18 protein-coding genes are annotated in these 17,494 nt (G+C 63.0%); 5 read left to right on the top strand and 13 right to left on the bottom strand.

What is annotated here, in order from left to right:
* Positions 1-4 precede the first annotated feature (4 nt).
* From SSARUM_RS06985 to prpB, 3 genes are read right to left on the bottom strand one after another with little or no spacing between them, the layout of a single operon-like run.
* Positions 5-1,456 carry a bifunctional 2-methylcitrate dehydratase/aconitate hydratase gene (locus SSARUM_RS06985; protein WP_060430588.1) on the bottom strand — a complete coding sequence of 484 codons (1,452 nt, stop codon included), beginning with the start codon at positions 1,454-1,456 and terminating at the stop codon, positions 5-7.
* 57 nt (positions 1,457-1,513) lie between these two features.
* A complete protein-coding gene (prpC, locus tag SSARUM_RS06980; RefSeq protein WP_033646891.1) occupies positions 1,514-2,677 on the bottom strand; it encodes a bifunctional 2-methylcitrate synthase/citrate synthase in 1,164 nt (387 codons plus the stop codon).
* 33 nt (positions 2,678-2,710) lie between these two features.
* A complete protein-coding gene (gene prpB, locus SSARUM_RS06975) occupies positions 2,711-3,601 on the bottom strand; it encodes a methylisocitrate lyase (RefSeq protein ID WP_033646893.1) in 891 nt (296 codons plus the stop codon).
* A 245-nt stretch (positions 3,602-3,846) separates the two neighbouring features.
* Here prpB and prpR point away from each other — a divergent pair, with 245 nt between their 5' ends.
* A complete protein-coding gene (gene prpR / locus SSARUM_RS06970; protein ID WP_060429758.1) occupies positions 3,847-5,436 on the top strand; it encodes a propionate catabolism operon regulatory protein PrpR in 1,590 nt (529 codons plus the stop codon).
* Positions 5,437-5,439: 3 nt separating this feature from the next.
* Here the strand turns inward: prpR and SSARUM_RS06965 are convergent, their stop codons facing one another.
* On the bottom strand, positions 5,440-6,348 hold the full coding sequence (locus tag SSARUM_RS06965; protein WP_033637645.1) for a DMT family transporter: 909 nt from the start codon (positions 6,346-6,348) through the stop codon (positions 5,440-5,442).
* A 136-nt stretch (positions 6,349-6,484) separates the two neighbouring features.
* Here SSARUM_RS06965 and SSARUM_RS06960 point away from each other — a divergent pair, with 136 nt between their 5' ends.
* Positions 6,485-6,919 (top strand): Lrp/AsnC family transcriptional regulator, encoded by a 435-nt coding sequence (locus tag SSARUM_RS06960; protein ID WP_016928538.1) that lies wholly within the window; start codon positions 6,485-6,487, stop codon positions 6,917-6,919.
* Here the strand turns inward: SSARUM_RS06960 and dinG are convergent, their stop codons facing one another.
* The 4 genes from dinG to SSARUM_RS06940 all read right to left on the bottom strand — a co-directional run bounded on the left by dinG (position 6,920) and on the right by SSARUM_RS06940 (position 10,680).
* On the bottom strand, positions 6,920-9,118 hold the full coding sequence (gene dinG, locus SSARUM_RS06955; RefSeq protein WP_033637643.1) for an ATP-dependent DNA helicase DinG: 2,199 nt from the start codon (positions 9,116-9,118) through the stop codon (positions 6,920-6,922). It abuts the gene before it with no gap.
* A gap of 66 nt (positions 9,119-9,184) precedes the next feature.
* Complete coding sequence (locus tag SSARUM_RS06950; protein WP_060429756.1) at positions 9,185-9,577, bottom strand: tautomerase family protein; 393 nt, start codon at positions 9,575-9,577, stop codon at positions 9,185-9,187.
* Positions 9,567-9,899: a carboxymuconolactone decarboxylase family protein gene (locus tag SSARUM_RS06945; protein WP_033653414.1), complete on the bottom strand. Its 333-nt coding sequence runs from the start codon at positions 9,897-9,899 to the stop codon at positions 9,567-9,569. The genes SSARUM_RS06950 and SSARUM_RS06945 overlap by 11 nt, the downstream gene beginning before the upstream one ends.
* Before the next feature lie 124 nt (positions 9,900-10,023).
* A complete protein-coding gene (locus tag SSARUM_RS06940) occupies positions 10,024-10,680 on the bottom strand; it encodes a glutathione S-transferase family protein (protein ID WP_060429753.1) in 657 nt (218 codons plus the stop codon).
* 241 nt (positions 10,681-10,921) lie between these two features.
* Here SSARUM_RS06940 and ompC point away from each other — a divergent pair, with 241 nt between their 5' ends.
* From ompC to SSARUM_RS06925, 3 genes are all read left to right on the top strand, one after another.
* The gene (gene ompC / locus SSARUM_RS06935; RefSeq protein ID WP_033646909.1) at positions 10,922-12,019 is read left to right on the top strand and encodes a porin OmpC; all 1,098 of its coding nucleotides are present in this window, start codon (positions 10,922-10,924) and stop codon (positions 12,017-12,019) included.
* 179 nt (positions 12,020-12,198) lie between these two features.
* Positions 12,199-13,050, top strand: coding sequence for a GNAT family N-acetyltransferase (locus SSARUM_RS06930; RefSeq protein WP_043146974.1), 852 nt, complete (start codon positions 12,199-12,201; stop codon positions 13,048-13,050).
* Positions 13,051-13,067: 17 nt separating this feature from the next.
* A complete protein-coding gene (locus SSARUM_RS06925; RefSeq protein ID WP_043146972.1) occupies positions 13,068-13,898 on the top strand; it encodes a 5'-nucleotidase, lipoprotein e(P4) family in 831 nt (276 codons plus the stop codon).
* Between the two features lie 123 nt (positions 13,899-14,021).
* Here SSARUM_RS06925 and SSARUM_RS06920 read toward each other — a convergent pair whose 3' ends face one another.
* The 5 genes from SSARUM_RS06920 to SSARUM_RS06900 form a co-directional block, all read right to left on the bottom strand.
* Positions 14,022-14,153, bottom strand: coding sequence for a hypothetical protein (locus SSARUM_RS06920; RefSeq protein ID WP_255170871.1), 132 nt, complete (start codon positions 14,151-14,153; stop codon positions 14,022-14,024).
* Between the two features lie 127 nt (positions 14,154-14,280).
* Complete coding sequence (locus tag SSARUM_RS06915; protein ID WP_236672597.1) at positions 14,281-14,667, bottom strand: GNAT family N-acetyltransferase; 387 nt, start codon at positions 14,665-14,667, stop codon at positions 14,281-14,283.
* A 65-nt stretch (positions 14,668-14,732) separates the two neighbouring features.
* A complete protein-coding gene (locus SSARUM_RS06910) occupies positions 14,733-15,251 on the bottom strand; it encodes a GNAT family N-acetyltransferase (RefSeq protein WP_043146968.1) in 519 nt (172 codons plus the stop codon).
* A 2-nt stretch (positions 15,252-15,253) separates the two neighbouring features.
* Positions 15,254-15,823: a helix-turn-helix domain-containing protein gene (locus SSARUM_RS06905; protein ID WP_033646915.1), complete on the bottom strand. Its 570-nt coding sequence runs from the start codon at positions 15,821-15,823 to the stop codon at positions 15,254-15,256.
* Between the two features lie 186 nt (positions 15,824-16,009).
* Positions 16,010-17,464, bottom strand: coding sequence for an MFS transporter (locus SSARUM_RS06900; protein WP_060421402.1), 1,455 nt, complete (start codon positions 17,462-17,464; stop codon positions 16,010-16,012).
* Positions 17,465-17,494 lie beyond the last annotated feature (30 nt).

Genomic DNA, 17,494 nt, shown 5'->3' with positions numbered 1-17,494 from the left:
CGCGTCAGATCACCCACAGATCGAGATACTCGTTGACCGGCATCTGCGCCAGCCGCTGCCGGTCCAGCGACACCTCGAGAATGCGCTGCTGCTGCAGAGCCGGGAACTGGCGCGCCAGGTTGGTTTTGAACTTCTCGACCAGCAGCGGGATGCCCTCTTCGCGCCGCCGCGCATGGCCGATAGGATACTCCACCGCCACCTCATCCAGACGGCTGCCGTCGGTAAACTCCACCGTCAGCGCATTGGCGATCGATCGTTTTTCCGGATCGTGATAATCGCGGGTGAAGGCGGGATCTTCATGGCAGCGGATCTTGCCGCGCAACGCATCGATGCGCGGATCCTCGGCCACCCGATCCTCGTAGTCCGCGGCCGTCAGCCGGCCGAACAGCAGCGGGATCGCCACCATATACTGAATGCAGTGATCGCGATCCGCCGGGTTATCCAGCGGCCCATGCTTGTCGATAATGCGCAGGCAGGCCTCGTGGGTGCGGATGCTTACCCTGGCGATGTCGGCGGCGGTTTTGCCGGCGGCCTGCATCTGGCGGTGCAGCGTCATGGCCGCCTCCACGGCGGTCTGGGCATGGAACTCCGCCGGGAACGAAATTTTAAACAGCACGTTCTCCATCACATACGCGCCGTACGGCCGCTGGAAGCGGAAAGGTTTGCCGTTGAAAGAGACGTCGTAGAACCCCCAGGTCGGCGCCGTCAGCGCCGAGGGATAGCCCATCTCGCCGGTGGCAGCCATCAGCGCCAGCCGCACCGCGCGGGCGGTCGCATCCCCCGCCGCCCAGGATTTGCGGGTGCCGGCGTTCGGCGCGTGGCGATAGGTACGCAGCGACTGCCCGTCCACCCACGCCAGCGACACCGCGTTCAGGATCTCCGCCCGGCTCAGGCCGAGCATCTGCGCCACCACCGCGGTGGACGCCACCTTCACCAGCAGCACGTGATCCAACCCCACCCGGTTAAAGGCATTTTCCAGCGCCAGGCAGCCCTGGATCTCATGCGCCTTGATCATGGCGATCAGCACCTGCCGCATGGTCAGCGGCGCTTTGCCCGCCGCCACCGCCTGGCGCGAGAGCCAGTCGGCCACCGCCAGGATCCCGCCCAGGTTGTCCGACGGGTGCCCCCACTCCGCCGCCAGCCAGGTATCGTTGAAGTCGAGCCAGCGAATCATGGCGCCGATATTGAACGCCGCCTGCACCGGATCCAGCTGGAAGCGGGTACCCGGCACCCGGCTGCCGTTCAGCACCTCGGCGCCCGGCACCACCGGCCCCAGCAGTTTCTTGCAGGCCGGATAGCTCAGCGCCTCCAGCCCGCAGCCGAGGGTATCGAGCAGGCAATAGTGGGCGGTGCGGTACGCCGCCGGGGTATCGACGGCCTCTTTCATCACATAATCGACGATATCGACCATTTCGCGATCGAACGGCGGACGGCGGGTATTGGCAGACTCAAGCATCATGATTCCCAAAGGCTCCATAGTGAAAACGACACGATAGCGATCGGCGCTCAGCGCTCAGCGCTGATCCAGCGGTACGAACGCCCGCGCTTCCGGCCCGGTATAGTTGGCGGACGGGCGAATGATTTTGTTGTCCTGCCGTTGCTCGATGATGTGCGCCGACCAGCCGCTCACCCGCGCCATGACAAACAGCGGCGTGAACATTTCGGTGGGCACCCCCAGCTGGTGATAAGACACCGCCGAGAACCAGTCGAGGTTGGGGAACATCTTTTTGGTGTCGCGCATCACGCTTTCCAGCCGATCGGCGATGTCATACAGCTTCATCGCCCCCGCCTCCCGCGACAGGCGCAGCGCGATCTCTTTGATCACCTGATGGCGCGGATCGGAGACGGTGTACACCGGGTGCCCGAAGCCGATCACCACCTCTTTGTTGTCGATGCGGCGGCGAATGTCGGCCTCCGCTTCGTCCGGCGTTTCATAGCGTTGCTGGATCTCCAGCGACACCTCGTTGGCGCCGCCGTGCTTCGGCCCACGCAGCGCGCCAATGGCGCCGACGATCGCCGAATAGACGTCGGATCCGGTGCCGGCGATCACCCGGCCGGCGAAGGTCGAGGCGTTGAACTCATGCTCGGCGTACAGGATCAATGACGCGTGCATCGCCTGCTCCCAACTGGCGGAAGGCGCTTCGCCGTGCAGCAGGTGCAGGAAGTGGCCGCCGATGGAGTCGTCGTCGGTCTCCGGCTGAATGCGCTCGCCGTTGTGGCTGTAGTGATACCAATACAGCAGCATCGATCCCAGCGACGCCAGCAGCCGGTCGGCGATGTCGCGCGCGCCGGCCGCGCCGTGCTGCTCTTTTTCCGGCAGCGTGCAGCCAAGGGCCGAGACGCCGGTACGCATCACGTCCATCGGGTGAGACGCCGCAGGCAACGCCTCGAGCACCGTGCGCACGCTGGCGGGCAGGCCGCGCAGGGCTTTGAGACGGTGTTTGTAGGCCTGTAGCTCATCGCGGTTGGGCAACTTGCCGTGGATCAGCAGGTGGGCGACCTCTTCAAACTCGCAGTGGCGCGCGAGATCGAGAATGTCGTAACCGCGATAGTGCAGATCGTTGCCGCTGCGCCCTACGGAGCACAGCGCGGTATTCCCGGCGGGCACGCCGGATAACGCCACGGATTTTTTCGGCTTAACGCCAGTCGGGCTTTGCGGGGGGATCGCTTGGCTCATACCGTCCTCGTTTGGCTTGTGCGTGAATGGCGCCTATTCGTCGCGTTGGCGAGCGAACAGGGCGTCGAGTTTCTCTTCGAACAAATAGTAGTTGATGCTTTCGTACAGCTCGTTGCGGGTCTGCATGGTGTCGATGACGCTTTTCTGCGTGCCCTCCTCGCGCAAAGCGCGGTACACCCGCTCCGCCGCGCGGTTCATCGCCCGGAAGGCCGACAGCGGATACAGCGCCATATCCACCTGGGCGCTGCGCAGTTCGTCGGTGGTAAACAGCGGCGTCGCGCCGAATTCGGTGATGTTGGCCAGGATCGGCACCTGCGTCGCCTCAGCAAAGCGGCGGTACATGCCCAGCTCGGTGATCGCTTCCGGAAACAGCATGTCGGCCCCGGCCGCCACGTAAGCCTGAGCGCGCTCGATGGCCGCCTCCAGCCCCTCCACCGCGAGCGCATCGGTGCGCGCCATGATCACGAAGTCCGGATCGCTGCGCGCATCCACCGCCGCCTTGATGCGATCCACCATCTCTCCGGTGGAAACGATGGCCTTATTGGGGCGATGGCCGCAGCGCTTGGCGCCGACCTGATCTTCGATATGCAGCGCCGCCGCCCCGGCCTTGCTCACCGATCGCACCGTGCGGGCGACGTTGAACGCCGAAGCGCCGAAACCGCTGTCGACATCCACCAGCAGCGGCAGCGGGCAAACGTCGGTGATGCGGCGAATGTCGGTCAGCACATCGTCCAGGGTCGAAATGCCCAGATCCGGCAGCCCCAACGAACCGGCCGCCACGCCGCCGCCGGAAAGGTAGATGGCCTGGAATCCGGCCCGCTGGGCCAGCAGCGCATGGTTGGCGTTGATCGCGCCGGCGATTTGCAGGGGTTTTTCTTTACTCAGGGCCTGGCGAAAGGCGAGCCCGGGTGAGCGCAGCGTCATGACGTTTTCTCCGATTAGCCAGATGAAACAGACAGAGCAAGGGGCGGGCCAGGTTGCACTTCGGTGAGGGGAAAAATTAAAATCGATAAAAATAAGCGAGTTACAACATCTGCAGCGCCATTGGCCAGACAAAGAGGTAAAAAACGTTTCAGCCAACGTTTCAATCGCTGTTTCACGCAGAAAATTTGAAACATAACTGAAACCGGGCTACACCTAATGCAGCTACTTCCATTCGGTAACCCACCATGAGCGATCACGTCACGCCGGACAAACCGGTGATCTGGACCGTCTCCATCACCCGCCTGTTCGATCTGTTCCGAGACATCAGCCTCGAGTTCGACCATCTGGCGACCATCATCCCGATCCGCCTCGGCTTTGAGGAGGCGGTGCAGCACATCCGCGCCCGCCTGGCTACCGAGCCTTGCGACGCCATCATCGCCGCCGGCTCCAACGGCGCCTACCTGAAAAGCCGCCTGTCGGTGCCGGTCATCCTGGTCAAGCCCGGCGGCTTCGACCTGCTGCAGGCGCTGAGCAAGGCGCGCAGAACCGCCGATCGGATCGGCGTCATCACCTATAAAACCCCTCTGCCCGCGCTGCTGGAGTTCCAGCAGACCTTCGATCTGCCGCTGGAGCAGCGCAGCTACGTCACCGAAGAGGACGCGCGCGGCCAGATCGCCGAGCTGAAAGCCGCCGGCATTCAGGCCGTGGTTGGAGCGGGCCTCATCAGCGAGTTGGCGGAAGAGGCCGGGCTCACCGCCATTTTTCTCTATTCCGCCGCCACCCTGCGCGCCGCCTTCAGCGATGCGCTGGACGTGACGCGCCTGATGCTGGGCGGCGGCAAACGCGGCGGCGATTACGCCGCGCGCAATACCCTGCAGCCGCGCTACGGGCTGAGCGATTTGCAAGGCGACTCCCCGCAGATGGAGCAGACGCGGCGCACCATCATGCTGTACGCCCGCTCGCCGGCGGCGGTATTAATTGAGGGAGAAACCGGCACCGGCAAGGAGCTGGCGGCGCAGGCGATCCACCGGGAATACTTTTCCCGGCGCGGCGCGCCGGCCAGAGGCGCGACGCCGCCGTTCGTCGCCATCAACTGCGGCGCCATAGCCGAATCGCTGCTGGAGGCGGAGCTGTTCGGCTATGAGGAAGGCGCCTTTACCGGCTCACGGCGCGGCGGCCGGCGCGGGCTGTTGGAAACCGCCAACGGCGGCACCCTGTTTCTGGATGAGATCGGCGAAATGCCGCTGCACCTGCAAACCCGGCTGCTGCGCGCGCTGGAAGAGAAGGCCGTCACCCGGGTCGGCGGGCAGCAGCCGGTGGCGGTCGACTTTCGCGTCATCAGCGCCACCCACAACCACCTGGAGCAGGCGATTCAACGGGGCGGCTTTCGCGCCGATCTGTTCTACCGCCTGAGCGCCCTGCGGCTGCAGCTGCCGCCATTGCGGGCGCGCGGCGACGATATCGCGATGCTGGCGGAACACTTTCTGAAGCGGTCGCTGGCGGCGCTCGACGTGCCGCTGACGGAGCCGCTGCGCGCCGCCCTGGCCGGCTGTTACGCCACGCTGAGTCATTACGCCTGGCCCGGCAACCTGCGCGAACTGCGCAACATGATGGAGCGGGTGGCGCTGATGCTGAGCACCGGCACCGCGCCGAGCGGCGAGACGCTGCGCTGGCTGCTGCCGGAGCTGGCGGCGGCCACGCCGCCCGAGACGCCGCCAGCGCCCGTCTCCGCCCACGAAGCGCTGGCGCGATGCGGAGGCGACCACGCCGCCGCCGCCCGATTGCTCGGGATCAGCCGCACCACCTTATGGCGCCGGCTGAAAAAAACGAACTGAGCATCAGCCGGCGCGCCGGCCGTCCGAGGCCGGCAGCAGCCGCGCTCGCCGCTCGCCCAGCAGGTTCATGCCCGCCGCCGCCAGCAGGATGATCGCCGCGCCCAACAGCTGCCAGGCCGACAGCCGGTGGCCAAACGCCAGGCGATCCACCAGCATGGCGGCGATCGGGTAGATGAACGACAGCGAGCCGATAAGGTTGGTCGGCAGCTTCTGCAGCGCGCCGTACATCAGCACGTACATCAGGCCGGTGTGCAGCACGCCGAGCGTCGCCAGCATGCCCCACTGCCCAGCGCTGGCCGAAACGTGGAAATCCACCAGCGGCAACAGCATCACCGCCCCTACCGCCACCTGGATCAGCGCAATAAGATGCGGCGGCGTGCCCTTCAGCCGCTTGGCCGCCAGCGCCATCAGGGCGTAAAAAAACGCCGCGCCGAGCGCCAGCGCAATGCCCGCCAAATAATGACTCTGTTCCCCCGCCTGCCGCGGCTGCGCCAGCACCACCAGCATCATGCCGCCGAACGCCAGCCCCAGCCACAGCAGCTTGCGGGCGGTCAGCCGTTCCCCCAGAAACAGCGCCCCCAGCCCCACCAGCATAAACGGCTGGGTGTTGTACACCGCCGTGGCGATGGAGATAGAGGCATAGGAATAGGCGGCAAACAGCAGCAGCCAGTTGATCACCAGCGCCACCCCACCGGCGATCGCCAGCAGCAGCGTGGCGCGCGTCAGCACATCGCGCCGCAGCTGCCCCAGCGCGCCGCACACCGCCAGCAGCACCAGCGCCCCCACCGCGCAGCGCCAAAACACCACGTTGACCACCGGCTGGCCGGACATCAGCACAAACCAGCCGATGGAGCCGGAAATCAGCATCGCCGCCGTCATCTCCAGCGAGCCGCGTTTTATCTCTGCATTCATTCTGCGTTCCTCCAAACTTGCCCAGAGGCATAGCTTGCGGCTTCGCCGGGCGGCTTTCCATAGCATAAAAAAGGCAGATGTGCTTAACTGCCTTTTTCTCGTAGCTATAATAAAGAAAACACCTAACGGAGGCGTTATGGATGATATCGATCGCCAAATCCTGACCATTCTGGCGGAAGATGCGCGTGCATCGTTGAAGACGCTGAGCGCGCAGGTGGGGCTGTCGTCGCCGAGCACGTCGGAAAGGCTGCGGCGGCTGGAGGAAAGCGGCGTGATCCAGGGCTATACCCTGAACGTCAATCTGCAGGCGGTGGGCTACGCCTTCGAGTCGCTGGTGCGCATCAAGCCGCTGCCGGGCATGCTGAAGAAGGTTGAACAGCTGATTCAGGCGATCCCGGAAGTGGTCGAGTGCGACAAGGTGACCGGCGAAGACTGCTTTATCGTGCGGCTGGTGGCGCACTCGATGGCGCAGCTCGACCACACCCTCGATCGGCTGGCCGAACACGCACAGAGCAACACCTCGATCGTGAAAACCACGCCGGTCAAACGCCGCCTGCCGCCGCTGCTCTGATTAACGCCGCCGCTTGCGGGCGAACGGGTTGCCGCGCTTCTTCTCTTTTTTGGCCGCGTCGGCGGCGGATTTCAGCGCCGCCAGATGCGCCTTGTCGGCCTCCGGCACCGCGCGCTGTTCGATCGGGAACACCGGCAGCGACGCCAACAGCCGCGAACCGTAGTTTTTGGTCAACAGCCGGCGATCGTAGATCACGATCTCGCCGTAGCATTGGTTGCTGCGGATCAGGCGGCCGACCTGCTGGATCAGGTTGAACGAGGCGCTCGGCAGGCTCTGCACTTCGAACGGATAGCGCTTCAGCGATTTCAGCCACTCGCCTTCGGTAATGATCACCGGGCTGTCGATCGGCGGGAACGCAATTTTGTGAATGTGTACCTGGGTCAGCAGCTCGCCTTTCAGATCCAGCCCTTCGGCGAACGATTGCAGCCCCACCAGCACGCTGGCGACGCCCTTCTCCACCCGCTTGCGGTGCTCTTCCACCAGCCGGTAGCGCGGCTGGTCGCCCTGCACCAGCAGCATCAGCCGCAGATCGGTCACGTAGCTGAGGAAAGTCTGCATCGCCCGGTGGCTGCTGAACAGGATCAGCATGCCTTTGTGTTTGCCGCTCGCCTGCTCGGCGCGGAAACATCGCGCCATCTCCTCGAGGTGTTCCGCCTCGTTGGCGAGCGCCGGTTCGTAGCGCATCTGCGGAATGACAATCTTGCCCTGTTCGACGTGATTGAACGGCGAAGAGAGCGTTTCGAAACGATCGCCGGCCTTCTCGCTCAACCCGCTCATCTCCTGCAAACGCGCGAAGCTGTTCAGCGAACGCAGCGTAGCCGAGGTGACCACCACGTGCGGCACCTTGCGCCACAGCAGCTTCTCCAGCTGGTCGCTGACGCGGATGCCGACGCAGTGCAGGTAAAGATGGGTGACGTTATCGCGCAGCTCGCGCGTGACCCATTTGGAGATCGGCGCGTTGGACGATTTGTCGAGCGCCGCCAGCCGCCACAGCTTGCTCATCGCCTCCAGATAGCCCAGCGTGCGGCTCATCTGAATGATCGACCGGTGCAGGCGCACGATGTCATGCTTGCCGGTCTGCTCGGTGAGATCGTTAAGCACGAACTCCGCCAGCCCGCGCAGCGCGTCGGTCAGTTTGAACAACCGCGCGCAGCTCTCCACCATCTCCGCCGGCAGCTCGCCCATCTCGAAACGGTGCTCGGCCGCCACGCTGTCGCCGGGCAGATAGGCGCTGACCTGATGCTCGAAGATCTGCACCAGCTCGCGCAGCTCCTCGCAATGGTTTTTCAGCCGCTCGCTGTTGGCCAGCCCCGGCGGATTCTTCGGCCGGTACTGCGTCATGCACTGCTCGACCTGGCGCACGATCATGTCCAGCTGCAGGTTGGTCGACAGCGCAGTGATTTCCCCGTCGATCTCCAGCGCGTCGCGCGCCACCTCCGGCAAATGGTGGCCTTCGTCCAGCACCAGCAGCAGCTCTTTCGGGTTCGGCAACACCGATTCCGTCTCCAGCGCCGCCATCACCAGCGCGTGGTTGGCCACCACCACGTCGGCGCTCTCGATCTCTTTGCGGGCGATATAGAACGGGCATTCGCGAATATAGTGGCAGTTGCGCCCCAGGCAGTTGGCCTTGTCGGTGCTCAGCTTGGCCCACAGCGGATCGTCGATGCTCTGTTGATAGTGATCGCGCAGCCCGTCCCACTCGAAGCGGGCCAGCGCCTTGGTCAGCTTCTGGCACAGCGCCTGCTCTTCGCCGCTGGACGGCGCCAGCTCGTCGTCGAGGAACAGCGTCAGATCGCCCTGTTGGCTAACGTCGGTGCTCATCGCCGCCAGATTGCGCGGGCACACGTAACGCCCGCGGCCAAAGGCGCCGGTAAATTTCAGATCGGGGATAATCTTTTTCAGCAGCGGCAAATCCTTGCTGTAGATCTGGTCCTGCAGCGCCACGTTGGCAGTGCTGACCACCAGCGGTTTACTCTCCGCCCGCCCGACGGCGATACCCGGGATCAGGTATGACAGCGTTTTGCCGACGCCGGTCGGCGCCTCGATCGCCAGATGGCGCGGGTAGTCGCCGGCCAGCGTCTTCGCCACCTCGGCGATCATCTGGCGCTGGGGCGCACGGGAAATGAAATCCGGTATTTGCTGCTGCAGGGCTTTGTACCACTGGCCAATCTGATCTTTAACTGCGGAGGAGAGCGCCATTCAACTCTTATCTAAACGAAATGATGGCGCCATTGTCCCACAGACCGCCCGCGGCGTCAGCCCGAGTTACGCCTGCGGATCGATCATCGAGGCGCGCCCGGCGCTGAACGACCACTCGTCCAACTGGGTGGTGGTGATCACCACCATCACATCCTCGGGGCGCAGCCGCAGGTTTTCCGCCAGCAGCGCCGCCAGCCGCCCGTAGAAGCGCCGCTTGGTGTCGGTGTCGCGCGGCCGCCCGGCGGTGATGTAAAACAGCACGAAAGCCGCGCTGCGCGGCCCGCCGAGATAGTCGCGATCGTAGATAAGCTCACCGGGGCGGTATTGATCGATCACCTGAAATTTATCCGTCGGCGGCACCTCGAAGGCCTCCACCAGCGCCTGATGCAGGCTGTCGGACAAGGTTTGCAGATAGTCGGCGGACTTGCCCTGATGCAGGGCGATGCGGCTAAACGGCATGGTTGTCCTCCTGTTCCAGTTCACGCAGGCGCGCCACGGCCGACGCCGCCGCGGGCCAGCCGGCGTAGAACGCCAGATGGGTGATGAGCTCGGCCAGCTGCTGACGCGTCACGCCGTTGCGCTGCGCCAGCTGCAGGTGAAACGGCAGCTGTTCCACGCGGTTGAGCGCCACCAGCGCGGCGACGGTAATCAGGCTACGCTCGCGCGGGCTCAGCGCCGGCCGCTGCCAAATATCGTCAAACAAAACGCTGTCGCTGAGCTGCGCCAGCTTGGGGGCAATATCGCCGAACGCCTGCTGCCCGGCCTGGGATTCTGATGGCATCACACTCTCCTGTCAGTTGCGGATAGCCTTACGCTACCCGCCGCCGCTGCGAGTGAAAATCGGGATTTTCAGCAGTCTCGGTTCAGAAAAACGGGAGGGTTCCCCGCCGGGCGGCGGGGAGGCATCACGATTCCAGCGGGGCAACACCGTCGAAATGGGCGCTCAGCAACGCATTCAGCTCCGGCCGCTGTTCCACCCGCTCTGCGATGGCGTACAGCCGCGGGCAGTGTTGCCGGAACCACGCGCGGCCCGGCCGCCAGTTGCACATCACCGCCACGTACAGATCCAACGCGCTGAAGCTCTTGCCGAGAAACCACGGGCCCGCAGCGCCGGCGGCGGCGTTCAGCTGCCGCAATAAGCGCTCGCGATAATCCATTACCGCGTTTTTCAGCTGTTCCGCCCCCGCCGCCTGCGGCTGCCAGCGCTGCGGATGGTCGGCATAGGTGAAGGTGGGGTAAATCTCCGCGTTGATGAACAGCAGCCAGCGCAGAAAACGCGGCAACAGCGGCGAGCCGCCGGGCGGCGCCAGTTCGGCGTGCGGCGCGCGATCGTGCAGCAACAGAATGATCGCCGCACTCTCCGTCATCACTTCGTCATTGGGCAACACTAAGGTGGGCACCTGGCCCAACGGGTTCAGCGCCAGCAGGCGATCGCGCTCCGGGCCGTCCTGCATGTAGTCCACCTCCTCATAGCCCCAGGGGAAAGCGGTCAACACCAACGCGGCGGCCACGATCGTCGAGCCGCAGCCCTGCGTGCCGAACAAAGTATAAGTATCGTGCATGATTCCTCCCGCAGCGGAACAAGGTATCGATAACTGTAGACCAGCCGCCGACCGTCGGCCGAAGAAAAAATTCACTCTTTACGCGACTTTTTTAATCGTTCGACATGAAAATGAATTTTTTGTCATAAATAGATCACATTACTACGGTAAAAATTCTCCGCCGCCAACAATCAGGCGGCACAGTAAAACAGCAATGCAACTGATGATAAGCGTCTTTCAATCGAATAAAGCAGGGTAACCCATGAAACGTAATCTTCTGGCCGTTATTATTCCGGCACTTTTACTTGCGCAAGCGGCACAGGCAGCAGAAATCTACAATAAAGACGGCAACAAACTCGATTTTTACGGTCGTGTAAAGGCCCTGCATTATTTCTCCGATGATGCCGGCAACGACGGTGATAAAACCTACGTGCGTATCGGCTTTAAAGGCGCGACTCAGATTAACGATATGCTGACCGGCTACGGCCAGTGGGAATATCAGATCGCCGCCAACCACACGGAATCCGACGGCACTAAAGACACCAAAACGCGTCTGGGCTTCGCCGGTCTGAAATATAAGGATCTCGGTTCCTTCGACTACGGCCGCAACTACGGCATCATTTACGACGTCGGCGCCTGGACGGATATGATCCCTGAATTCGGCGACGATGCTTACATCAAGACCGACAACTTTATGAACGGCCGTACCAACGGCGTCGCCACCTACCGCAATAACAACTTCTTCGGACTGGTCGACGGCCTGAAATTTGCCGTGCAGTACCAGGGCAAGAACGAAAACGACGGCCGCTCCGCCAGCAAGGCGAACGGCGACGGCTGGGGCCTCTCCTCCAGCTACGAAATCATCGACGGCCTGAGCGTGGGCGCCGCCTATGCCTCTTCCAACCGCACCACCACGCAAAAAGCGGGCACCTTCGGTAAAGGCGACAAGGCCGATATCTGGGCCGGTGGTCTGAAATACGACAACAACAACGTCTACCTGGCCGCGACTTATTCGCAGAGCCGCAATATCGCGCCTATTTCCGGCACCGCCACCATCAATAACAACGCCACTTCCGTTAGCGGCTTCGCCAATAAAGCGGAAGGGATTGAATTGGTCGCGCAATATCAGTTCGACTTCGGTCTGCGCCCATCGCTGGGTTACGTTCAGCAGAAAGGCAAAGATATTGAAGGCATCGGCGACGTCGATCTGGTGAAATATTTCGACGTAGCGGCAACCTATTACTTCAACAAAAACATGTCCACTTATGTCGAATATAAAATCAACCAGCTCGATGACGACAACAAGCTGGGTCTGAAAAACGACGACGTGGTTGTTGTCGCCCTGACCTACCAGTTCTGATGTGATGAATGAATAACCACCACTGCAAACTTTAGCGTCACTTGATACCCAGAGTTTTATTTCGCCGGGCGGCTGCGTCCGGCTTTTTTGTTTTTATTTTCCCCCTGTCCAATCCCCCCGCTTGCCTTGCAAAAAAAACGGGTCTACATGTATAGCTTTCTCCCCGAGCGAAATCAGCCATGCATAACGACGGACGCTTCGACTTCCACAACGCCCTGCGCTACAGCAGCGACGAACTGGCGAACATCCTCAGCCACTGCTTTGAAAACTACATCGTGCGCTTCGTTGTCGACGGGCCGACCTTCGCCGCCCGTTTCGGCGCCGAAGATCTCAGCCTGAACGACAGCCTGATCGTCACCCACCGCCATGAACCGGTGGCGGTGGCGCTGATCGCCCGCCGCGGCCGGCACAGCCGGGTCGCGGCCTTTTCCGTGCGCCCGGAGATGCGCGGCCAGGGCCTGGGCAAGGCGCTGATGCAGCGGCTGGTGGCGGACGCCCGCCACCGCGGCGACCGGCGGCTGTCGCTGGAAGTGATCGAAGGCAACGACGCCGCGCTGGCGCTGTACCACCGCGCCGGGCTGCGCATCGTGCGCACCCTGACCGGCCATCAGGCGCCGGCGGAAGCGCCGCCAGGCACGGCGGAACTGCAGGCGGTCGATCCGCTGACCGTCAGCCATCGCCTGACGGCGGAAGGCGCCACCGATCTGCCCTGGCTGATCGCCCCCGAATCGCTGTTCAAGCTGCCGGGCAAACCGCAAGCCTATACGCTCAATCGTCAGGCCTACGCCGTGGTGATGCCCGGCGCCGAGCACTGCTGGCTGCGCCTGATCTACGTGCCGCCGCAGCACCGCGGCCAGGGGCATGCGCGCGCCTTGCTGGCCGCCCTGCAAACACGGTTCGCCCCTTTGCCGCTGACTGCCAACGTCGTTGTGCCCGAGGTGGCCGCCCCCTTCTTTACGCATCTTGGCTGGCGGCAGGATCCCCTGCGGCAGTTCGAGATGGATATGCTGCTGGACAGCCCACAAGAATAAAACCGAGAGAGATAACAATGGCAGGAAAACAGGCAAGGACACTCACCCTCGGCGCGGCGATTGGCGTCGCGCTGCTGACGTTGGCCGGTTGCGCGCAGCCGCCGCACACCGACGCGCAGGCCCAGCAGCGGCTGGCGCATCAGTCGGTGCTGGCGGTGAACTGGTTCCAACAGTCCGGCGAATACCGCGCGCTGGCGCATCAGGCGTTCAACAGCGCGCAGCGCGCCTTCGATCAGGCCAGGGCCGCGCCGGGCCGTAAAAAGGCGGTGGTGGTCGATCTGGATGAAACCATGCTGGACAACAGCGCCTACTCCGGCTGGCAGGCGCAGCAGGGCCAGCCATACGACGGCGCCACCTGGGCCAAATGGACGCAGGCCGAACAGGCCGGCGCGGTGCCGGGCGCGGTGTCGTTCGCCCGCTACGTCAACGCCCATCAGGGCACGATGTTCTACGTGTCGAACCGCAAGCAGAGCGAATACGCCGCCACGGTGGCCAACATGCAGAAGCTCGGTTTCACCGGCATGTCGGAAAAGACCGTGCTGCTCAGCACCGATACCTCCAATAAGCAGGCGCGCTTCGACGCCATCAAACAAGCCGGCTACGACATCGTGGTGTACGCGGGCGACAACCTGAACGACTTCGGCGCCGCGACTTACCACCAGGACAACGCGCAGCGCCGGGCATTCGTCAGCGAGAACCAGAACAAGTTCGGCACCGAATTCATCGTGCTGCCCAACCCGCTGTACGGCGATTGGGAAAGCGGGCTGGCCCGCGACTACAACAAGCTGACGCCGCAGCAGAAGCTGCAGGTGCGCCAACAGGCGATCAAAGCCTGGCGCGGGCGCTGATTCAGGAATAGGGAGAAAAAAACCATATAACCTAATATTTTTTCAAAAAGGGATTAACGGAGCATGCCGCCGAACCAATGGGGATATTGGCTCGGCGGCATGAACATAAAGAAATGCGTATGCTCAAATTTTTGATTGCGGGTATAAGAAATGTGAGAAATCGGTATCGGCACTGCCCTGTGAAGCCAATCCCACACCGCTTCCCGGTGAAGCAAGCACTTTCACTATCCTTTCAGCAATATCAGAGTAGTTCATCCCTTAACCCTCTCGATTTTAACCGTCCGAAAACCGTAGCGGCATCCGCTCTTTGATTTAATCTGGCCGTAACCTAAGCAGCAAGGCACGGATCTTCAAGGTCAAATGGCTATGGGGACTTACAACATCATTCCAGAACTTTTTCGAAACAGACCGCCTGCGGGTTACCTCGATAACGGCCATAATTTTCGCGTATCCGATACCCCTGAGCCAGATAAAACTTGATGGCACGCAGGTTCACTCTTCGAGTTTCCAGCCACAGTTGGCGATACCCCAACCATCGAGCCTGTTGTTCCAGAGCATGTAATAATTTACGACCAATACCATTACCAGGCTCACGTACATACATCCGTTTTAACTCCGCAACGCCAGAAGTTAATCGACGCAGCGCCCCACAAGCTACGGCTTCATCGGCAGCATTGCGTACCAACATAAAACAACCTCCATCCGCTTGTATAGCAGCAGGATCAAACGAGGATGTACCGCTATCACCGGTGATCTCAGCCAGTTGCACCGACAATTCCGCCATCAGTGTCAGCGCGTCTGGGCTATCAACTTCACTTAATAGTATCCGAAGAGTCACAGCAGTTTGTACATATAGCAGGTGGCTTCCAACGCCCCGCCGTCGCTGGCGCGGGCGTATTGTGGGATGTCACCTGCCGCTTCGAACCCCAATTGGCGGTACAACCCCTGCGCCGCGCTGCCGCTCAGGGTATCCAGCACCAACAGGCTGCGGCGATGACGCGCCGCCAGCGCCTGCACTTCCTGCATCAACAGCCGCGCGACGCCCTGCCGCCGCGCCTGCGGGTGCACCATCAGCTTGACCACTTCCGCCCGGTGGCGGCCATTGTCCGGCATCGCCAACAGCAGCTGCACTGTGCCGACCGGCCGACCGTTCGCCAGCGCCACCAGCATCGCACGCTCTCCCCGCGCCAGGGCCGGCAGCAGCCCCTGCCAAAATGCCCGCGCCTGCTCCACCGTAAAGGGCATGACAAAACCGATGCTGGCGCCGTGCGCCACGCTGGCGTGCAGCATCTCGGCCAAGTCGGCCACGGCGCTTTGCGCCGCGTCGGCGCCCCACTGTTGCAATTCAATCATGGCTATGGCCTGCAGATAACGAGCGTGTAATGGGCCGGCTCATCGCCGGGGACATGGAAACGGGACGCGCCGAACAGGCGGTAGCGCAGGCAATCGCCGGGCGACAGCCGGAAAACGCGCCCTTCCAACGTCAGCTCCAGTTGCCCGGACAGCAGCCAGAGGTGATGCTCCAGCGCCGGAATCGACGGCAGGTCGTAATCGATCTGCGCGCCGGCATCGAGCCGGGCTTCGATAAACTCGGCCTTATACAGCGCGGCGGGAGGAGAAACGGAGCGACGGTGAAAACCGCTGGCGCGATCGACCCATACCGGCTGTTGCGGCGGCCGCAACAGCTCCGGCGGTTCGTCTTCGATTTCGCTCAACAGGCGCGACATGGTCAACCCGTAGGCGGCGCACAGCCGGTTCAGCAGCGACGCCGTCGGGCTGGTTTCGGCGCGCTCCACCCGCGAGAGCGTCGCCCGGCTGAGACCGGTGCGCTGCGCCAACTCCTCCAGCGACCACCCCTGCTGCTGGCGCAAATCCGCCAGCCGCTGCGCCAACCTCAGGTCGGCAGTCTCCAAACCGTTATCCATCGCTCACACTCCGCCTTAAAATCCCATATAAGAGAAATAATCTCAAATTAGAGATATGGCAAGCGGATTTTAAAAAATGCCGCGCAGCGCGATGAATATCAGCATGCTCAGCAACACCACCGCCAGCATACTGCGCAGCAAGAACGCCACTATCACCGCAAACACTATCGAAGAAGGAGGAGCGTTCTAGCACTCGCGCGAGGGCGGGTTTTGTACAAGATTGCCCGTCTCGGCGCCCGGCGGCGCGATCGCCGCGCAGCGCCAGGCGCTGAATACCGCCAGCAGCGGCGCCAGCGCGAACGCCAGGAACAGCCAGCGCGCCGCCGACGCCGCGCCCGCCGCGCCGCCCGGATCGTTCAGCCCCGCCAGATTGGCGATCATCCCGGCCAGCGCCGCACCGAATGCGGTGGCGAACAGCTGCACCGTGGTAATCGAAGCGCCGGCGATATCTTTGTCCGCTTCGGGCGCCACCTGCAAAATGCGCGTCAGCAGGTGCGGCCAGCCGAAGCCGATGCCGAACCCCACCAGCAACAGCGCAATGACGATCGGCGCCAGCGCCTGCCAGTGGCCGCCGGACGGCACCGGCATCAGAATCGCCAGCGCCAGCAGCCCCACCAGCACAAACAGCGGCCCGCTGACGATCGCCCGGCGAATGCCCGCCCCGCGCCAACCGGAGCTGAGGATCTCGGACAGCGTCCAGCCGGCGGCCATGGCGGCGGCAATATAGCCGGAGATCAGCGGCGACTGGCCGTGCAGCAGCTGCAGAAAATAGGGCACGAAGATCTCGCTGGTCATGCCGATCACCAGCAACGCGGTCGTGATGTAGAGCGCCGCCAGCGATGAGCCGCGCCGCAGCGCGCCGTGCGGCAACAGGCGGGCGCGCGAGTGCGCTTCGCGCTTCAGCAGCCAGGCCATCAGCACCAGCGAGAGCGCGATGCCCGCCAGGTTGATCCAGGCGCTGTGCGCCAGGCTGCCGGCGGACACCGCCAGCACCGCCACGGTCAGCAACAGCAGCTGCGTGGTCGGCAACGGCGCGGCCGCCTGCTGCGCTTTGCCCTTGGGCAGAATCAGGAAGGTAAATGCGGCGTACAGCGCCATGATCGGCAGCAGAATGCCGAAGGCCCAACGCCAGGCGTTCAGCTCGGCGAAAATGCCGCCCACCGCCGGCCCCACCAGGGTGGCGATGCCCCACATCGCCGAGATGAGCGCCATGGCGCGCGGCCACAATCGCTGCTCGAACACCAGGTTGATCATCGCGTAGGAGAGCGCAAAGATCAGCCCGCCGCCGAAGCCCTGCACCGTACGGCCGATCAGCATCACCGGCATGCTCGGCGCCAGCGCGCACAGCGCCGCCCCGGCGATGAAGAACAGCGAAGCCACCAGATAGGCGCTGCGCGCGCCGTAGCCGCTGAGCAGCCGGGCCGACAGCGCGGAACCGAGGATCGACGCCACCACGAACAGCGTGGTGTTCCAGGCGTAGAGATCCAGACCGCCGATATCCTGCACCACCGAGGGCAGAATGGTGGTGGCGACCAGAATATTGATGGCATGCAGCGCCACGCCGAGCGAAAGCGCGATCGCACTGGCCGCATTTTTGCCGGAGAAAAGGTCGCTCCAGCGGCTATCGTCATGGGTTATCACGGTTGTCGTCCTGTTTTCAGAGGAATGGCA

Origin of the sequence: Serratia sarumanii (genome assembly GCF_029962605.1) — a bacterium.
GTDB lineage: Bacteria > Pseudomonadota > Gammaproteobacteria > Enterobacterales > Enterobacteriaceae > Serratia > Serratia sarumanii.
The sequence above is the reverse complement of the archived record's forward strand: the minus strand, read 5'-3'. Positions and strand labels throughout refer to the sequence as shown.

What these genes read in the sequence shown, in the direction of transcription:
- SSARUM_RS06960 (WP_016928538.1), top strand. Translation starts at nt 6,485, where the DNA reads ATGGATGATATCGATCGCCAAATCCTGACCATTCTGGCGGAAGATGCG.
- SSARUM_RS06945 (WP_033653414.1), bottom strand. Translation starts at nt 9,899, where the DNA reads ATGCCATCAGAATCCCAGGCCGGGCAGCAGGCGTTCGGCGATATTGCC.
- SSARUM_RS06905 (WP_033646915.1), bottom strand. Translation starts at nt 15,823, where the DNA reads ATGGATAACGGTTTGGAGACTGCCGACCTGAGGTTGGCGCAGCGGCTG.
- ompC (WP_033646909.1), top strand. Translation starts at nt 10,922, where the DNA reads ATGAAACGTAATCTTCTGGCCGTTATTATTCCGGCACTTTTACTTGCG.
- SSARUM_RS06920 (WP_255170871.1), bottom strand. Translation starts at nt 14,153, where the DNA reads ATGAACTACTCTGATATTGCTGAAAGGATAGTGAAAGTGCTTGCTTCA.
- dinG (WP_033637643.1), bottom strand. Translation starts at nt 9,118, where the DNA reads ATGGCGCTCTCCTCCGCAGTTAAAGATCAGATTGGCCAGTGGTACAAA.
- prpR (WP_060429758.1), top strand. Translation starts at nt 3,847, where the DNA reads ATGAGCGATCACGTCACGCCGGACAAACCGGTGATCTGGACCGTCTCC.
- SSARUM_RS06950 (WP_060429756.1), bottom strand. Translation starts at nt 9,577, where the DNA reads ATGCCGTTTAGCCGCATCGCCCTGCATCAGGGCAAGTCCGCCGACTAT.
- SSARUM_RS06965 (WP_033637645.1), bottom strand. Translation starts at nt 6,348, where the DNA reads ATGAATGCAGAGATAAAACGCGGCTCGCTGGAGATGACGGCGGCGATG.
- SSARUM_RS06930 (WP_043146974.1), top strand. Translation starts at nt 12,199, where the DNA reads ATGCATAACGACGGACGCTTCGACTTCCACAACGCCCTGCGCTACAGC.
- SSARUM_RS06925 (WP_043146972.1), top strand. Translation starts at nt 13,068, where the DNA reads ATGGCAGGAAAACAGGCAAGGACACTCACCCTCGGCGCGGCGATTGGC.
- SSARUM_RS06985 (WP_060430588.1), bottom strand. Translation starts at nt 1,456, where the DNA reads ATGCTTGAGTCTGCCAATACCCGCCGTCCGCCGTTCGATCGCGAAATG.
- SSARUM_RS06910 (WP_043146968.1), bottom strand. Translation starts at nt 15,251, where the DNA reads ATGATTGAATTGCAACAGTGGGGCGCCGACGCGGCGCAAAGCGCCGTG.
- prpB (WP_033646893.1), bottom strand. Translation starts at nt 3,601, where the DNA reads ATGACGCTGCGCTCACCCGGGCTCGCCTTTCGCCAGGCCCTGAGTAAA.
- SSARUM_RS06940 (WP_060429753.1), bottom strand. Translation starts at nt 10,680, where the DNA reads ATGCACGATACTTATACTTTGTTCGGCACGCAGGGCTGCGGCTCGACG.
- prpC (WP_033646891.1), bottom strand. Translation starts at nt 2,677, where the DNA reads ATGAGCCAAGCGATCCCCCCGCAAAGCCCGACTGGCGTTAAGCCGAAA.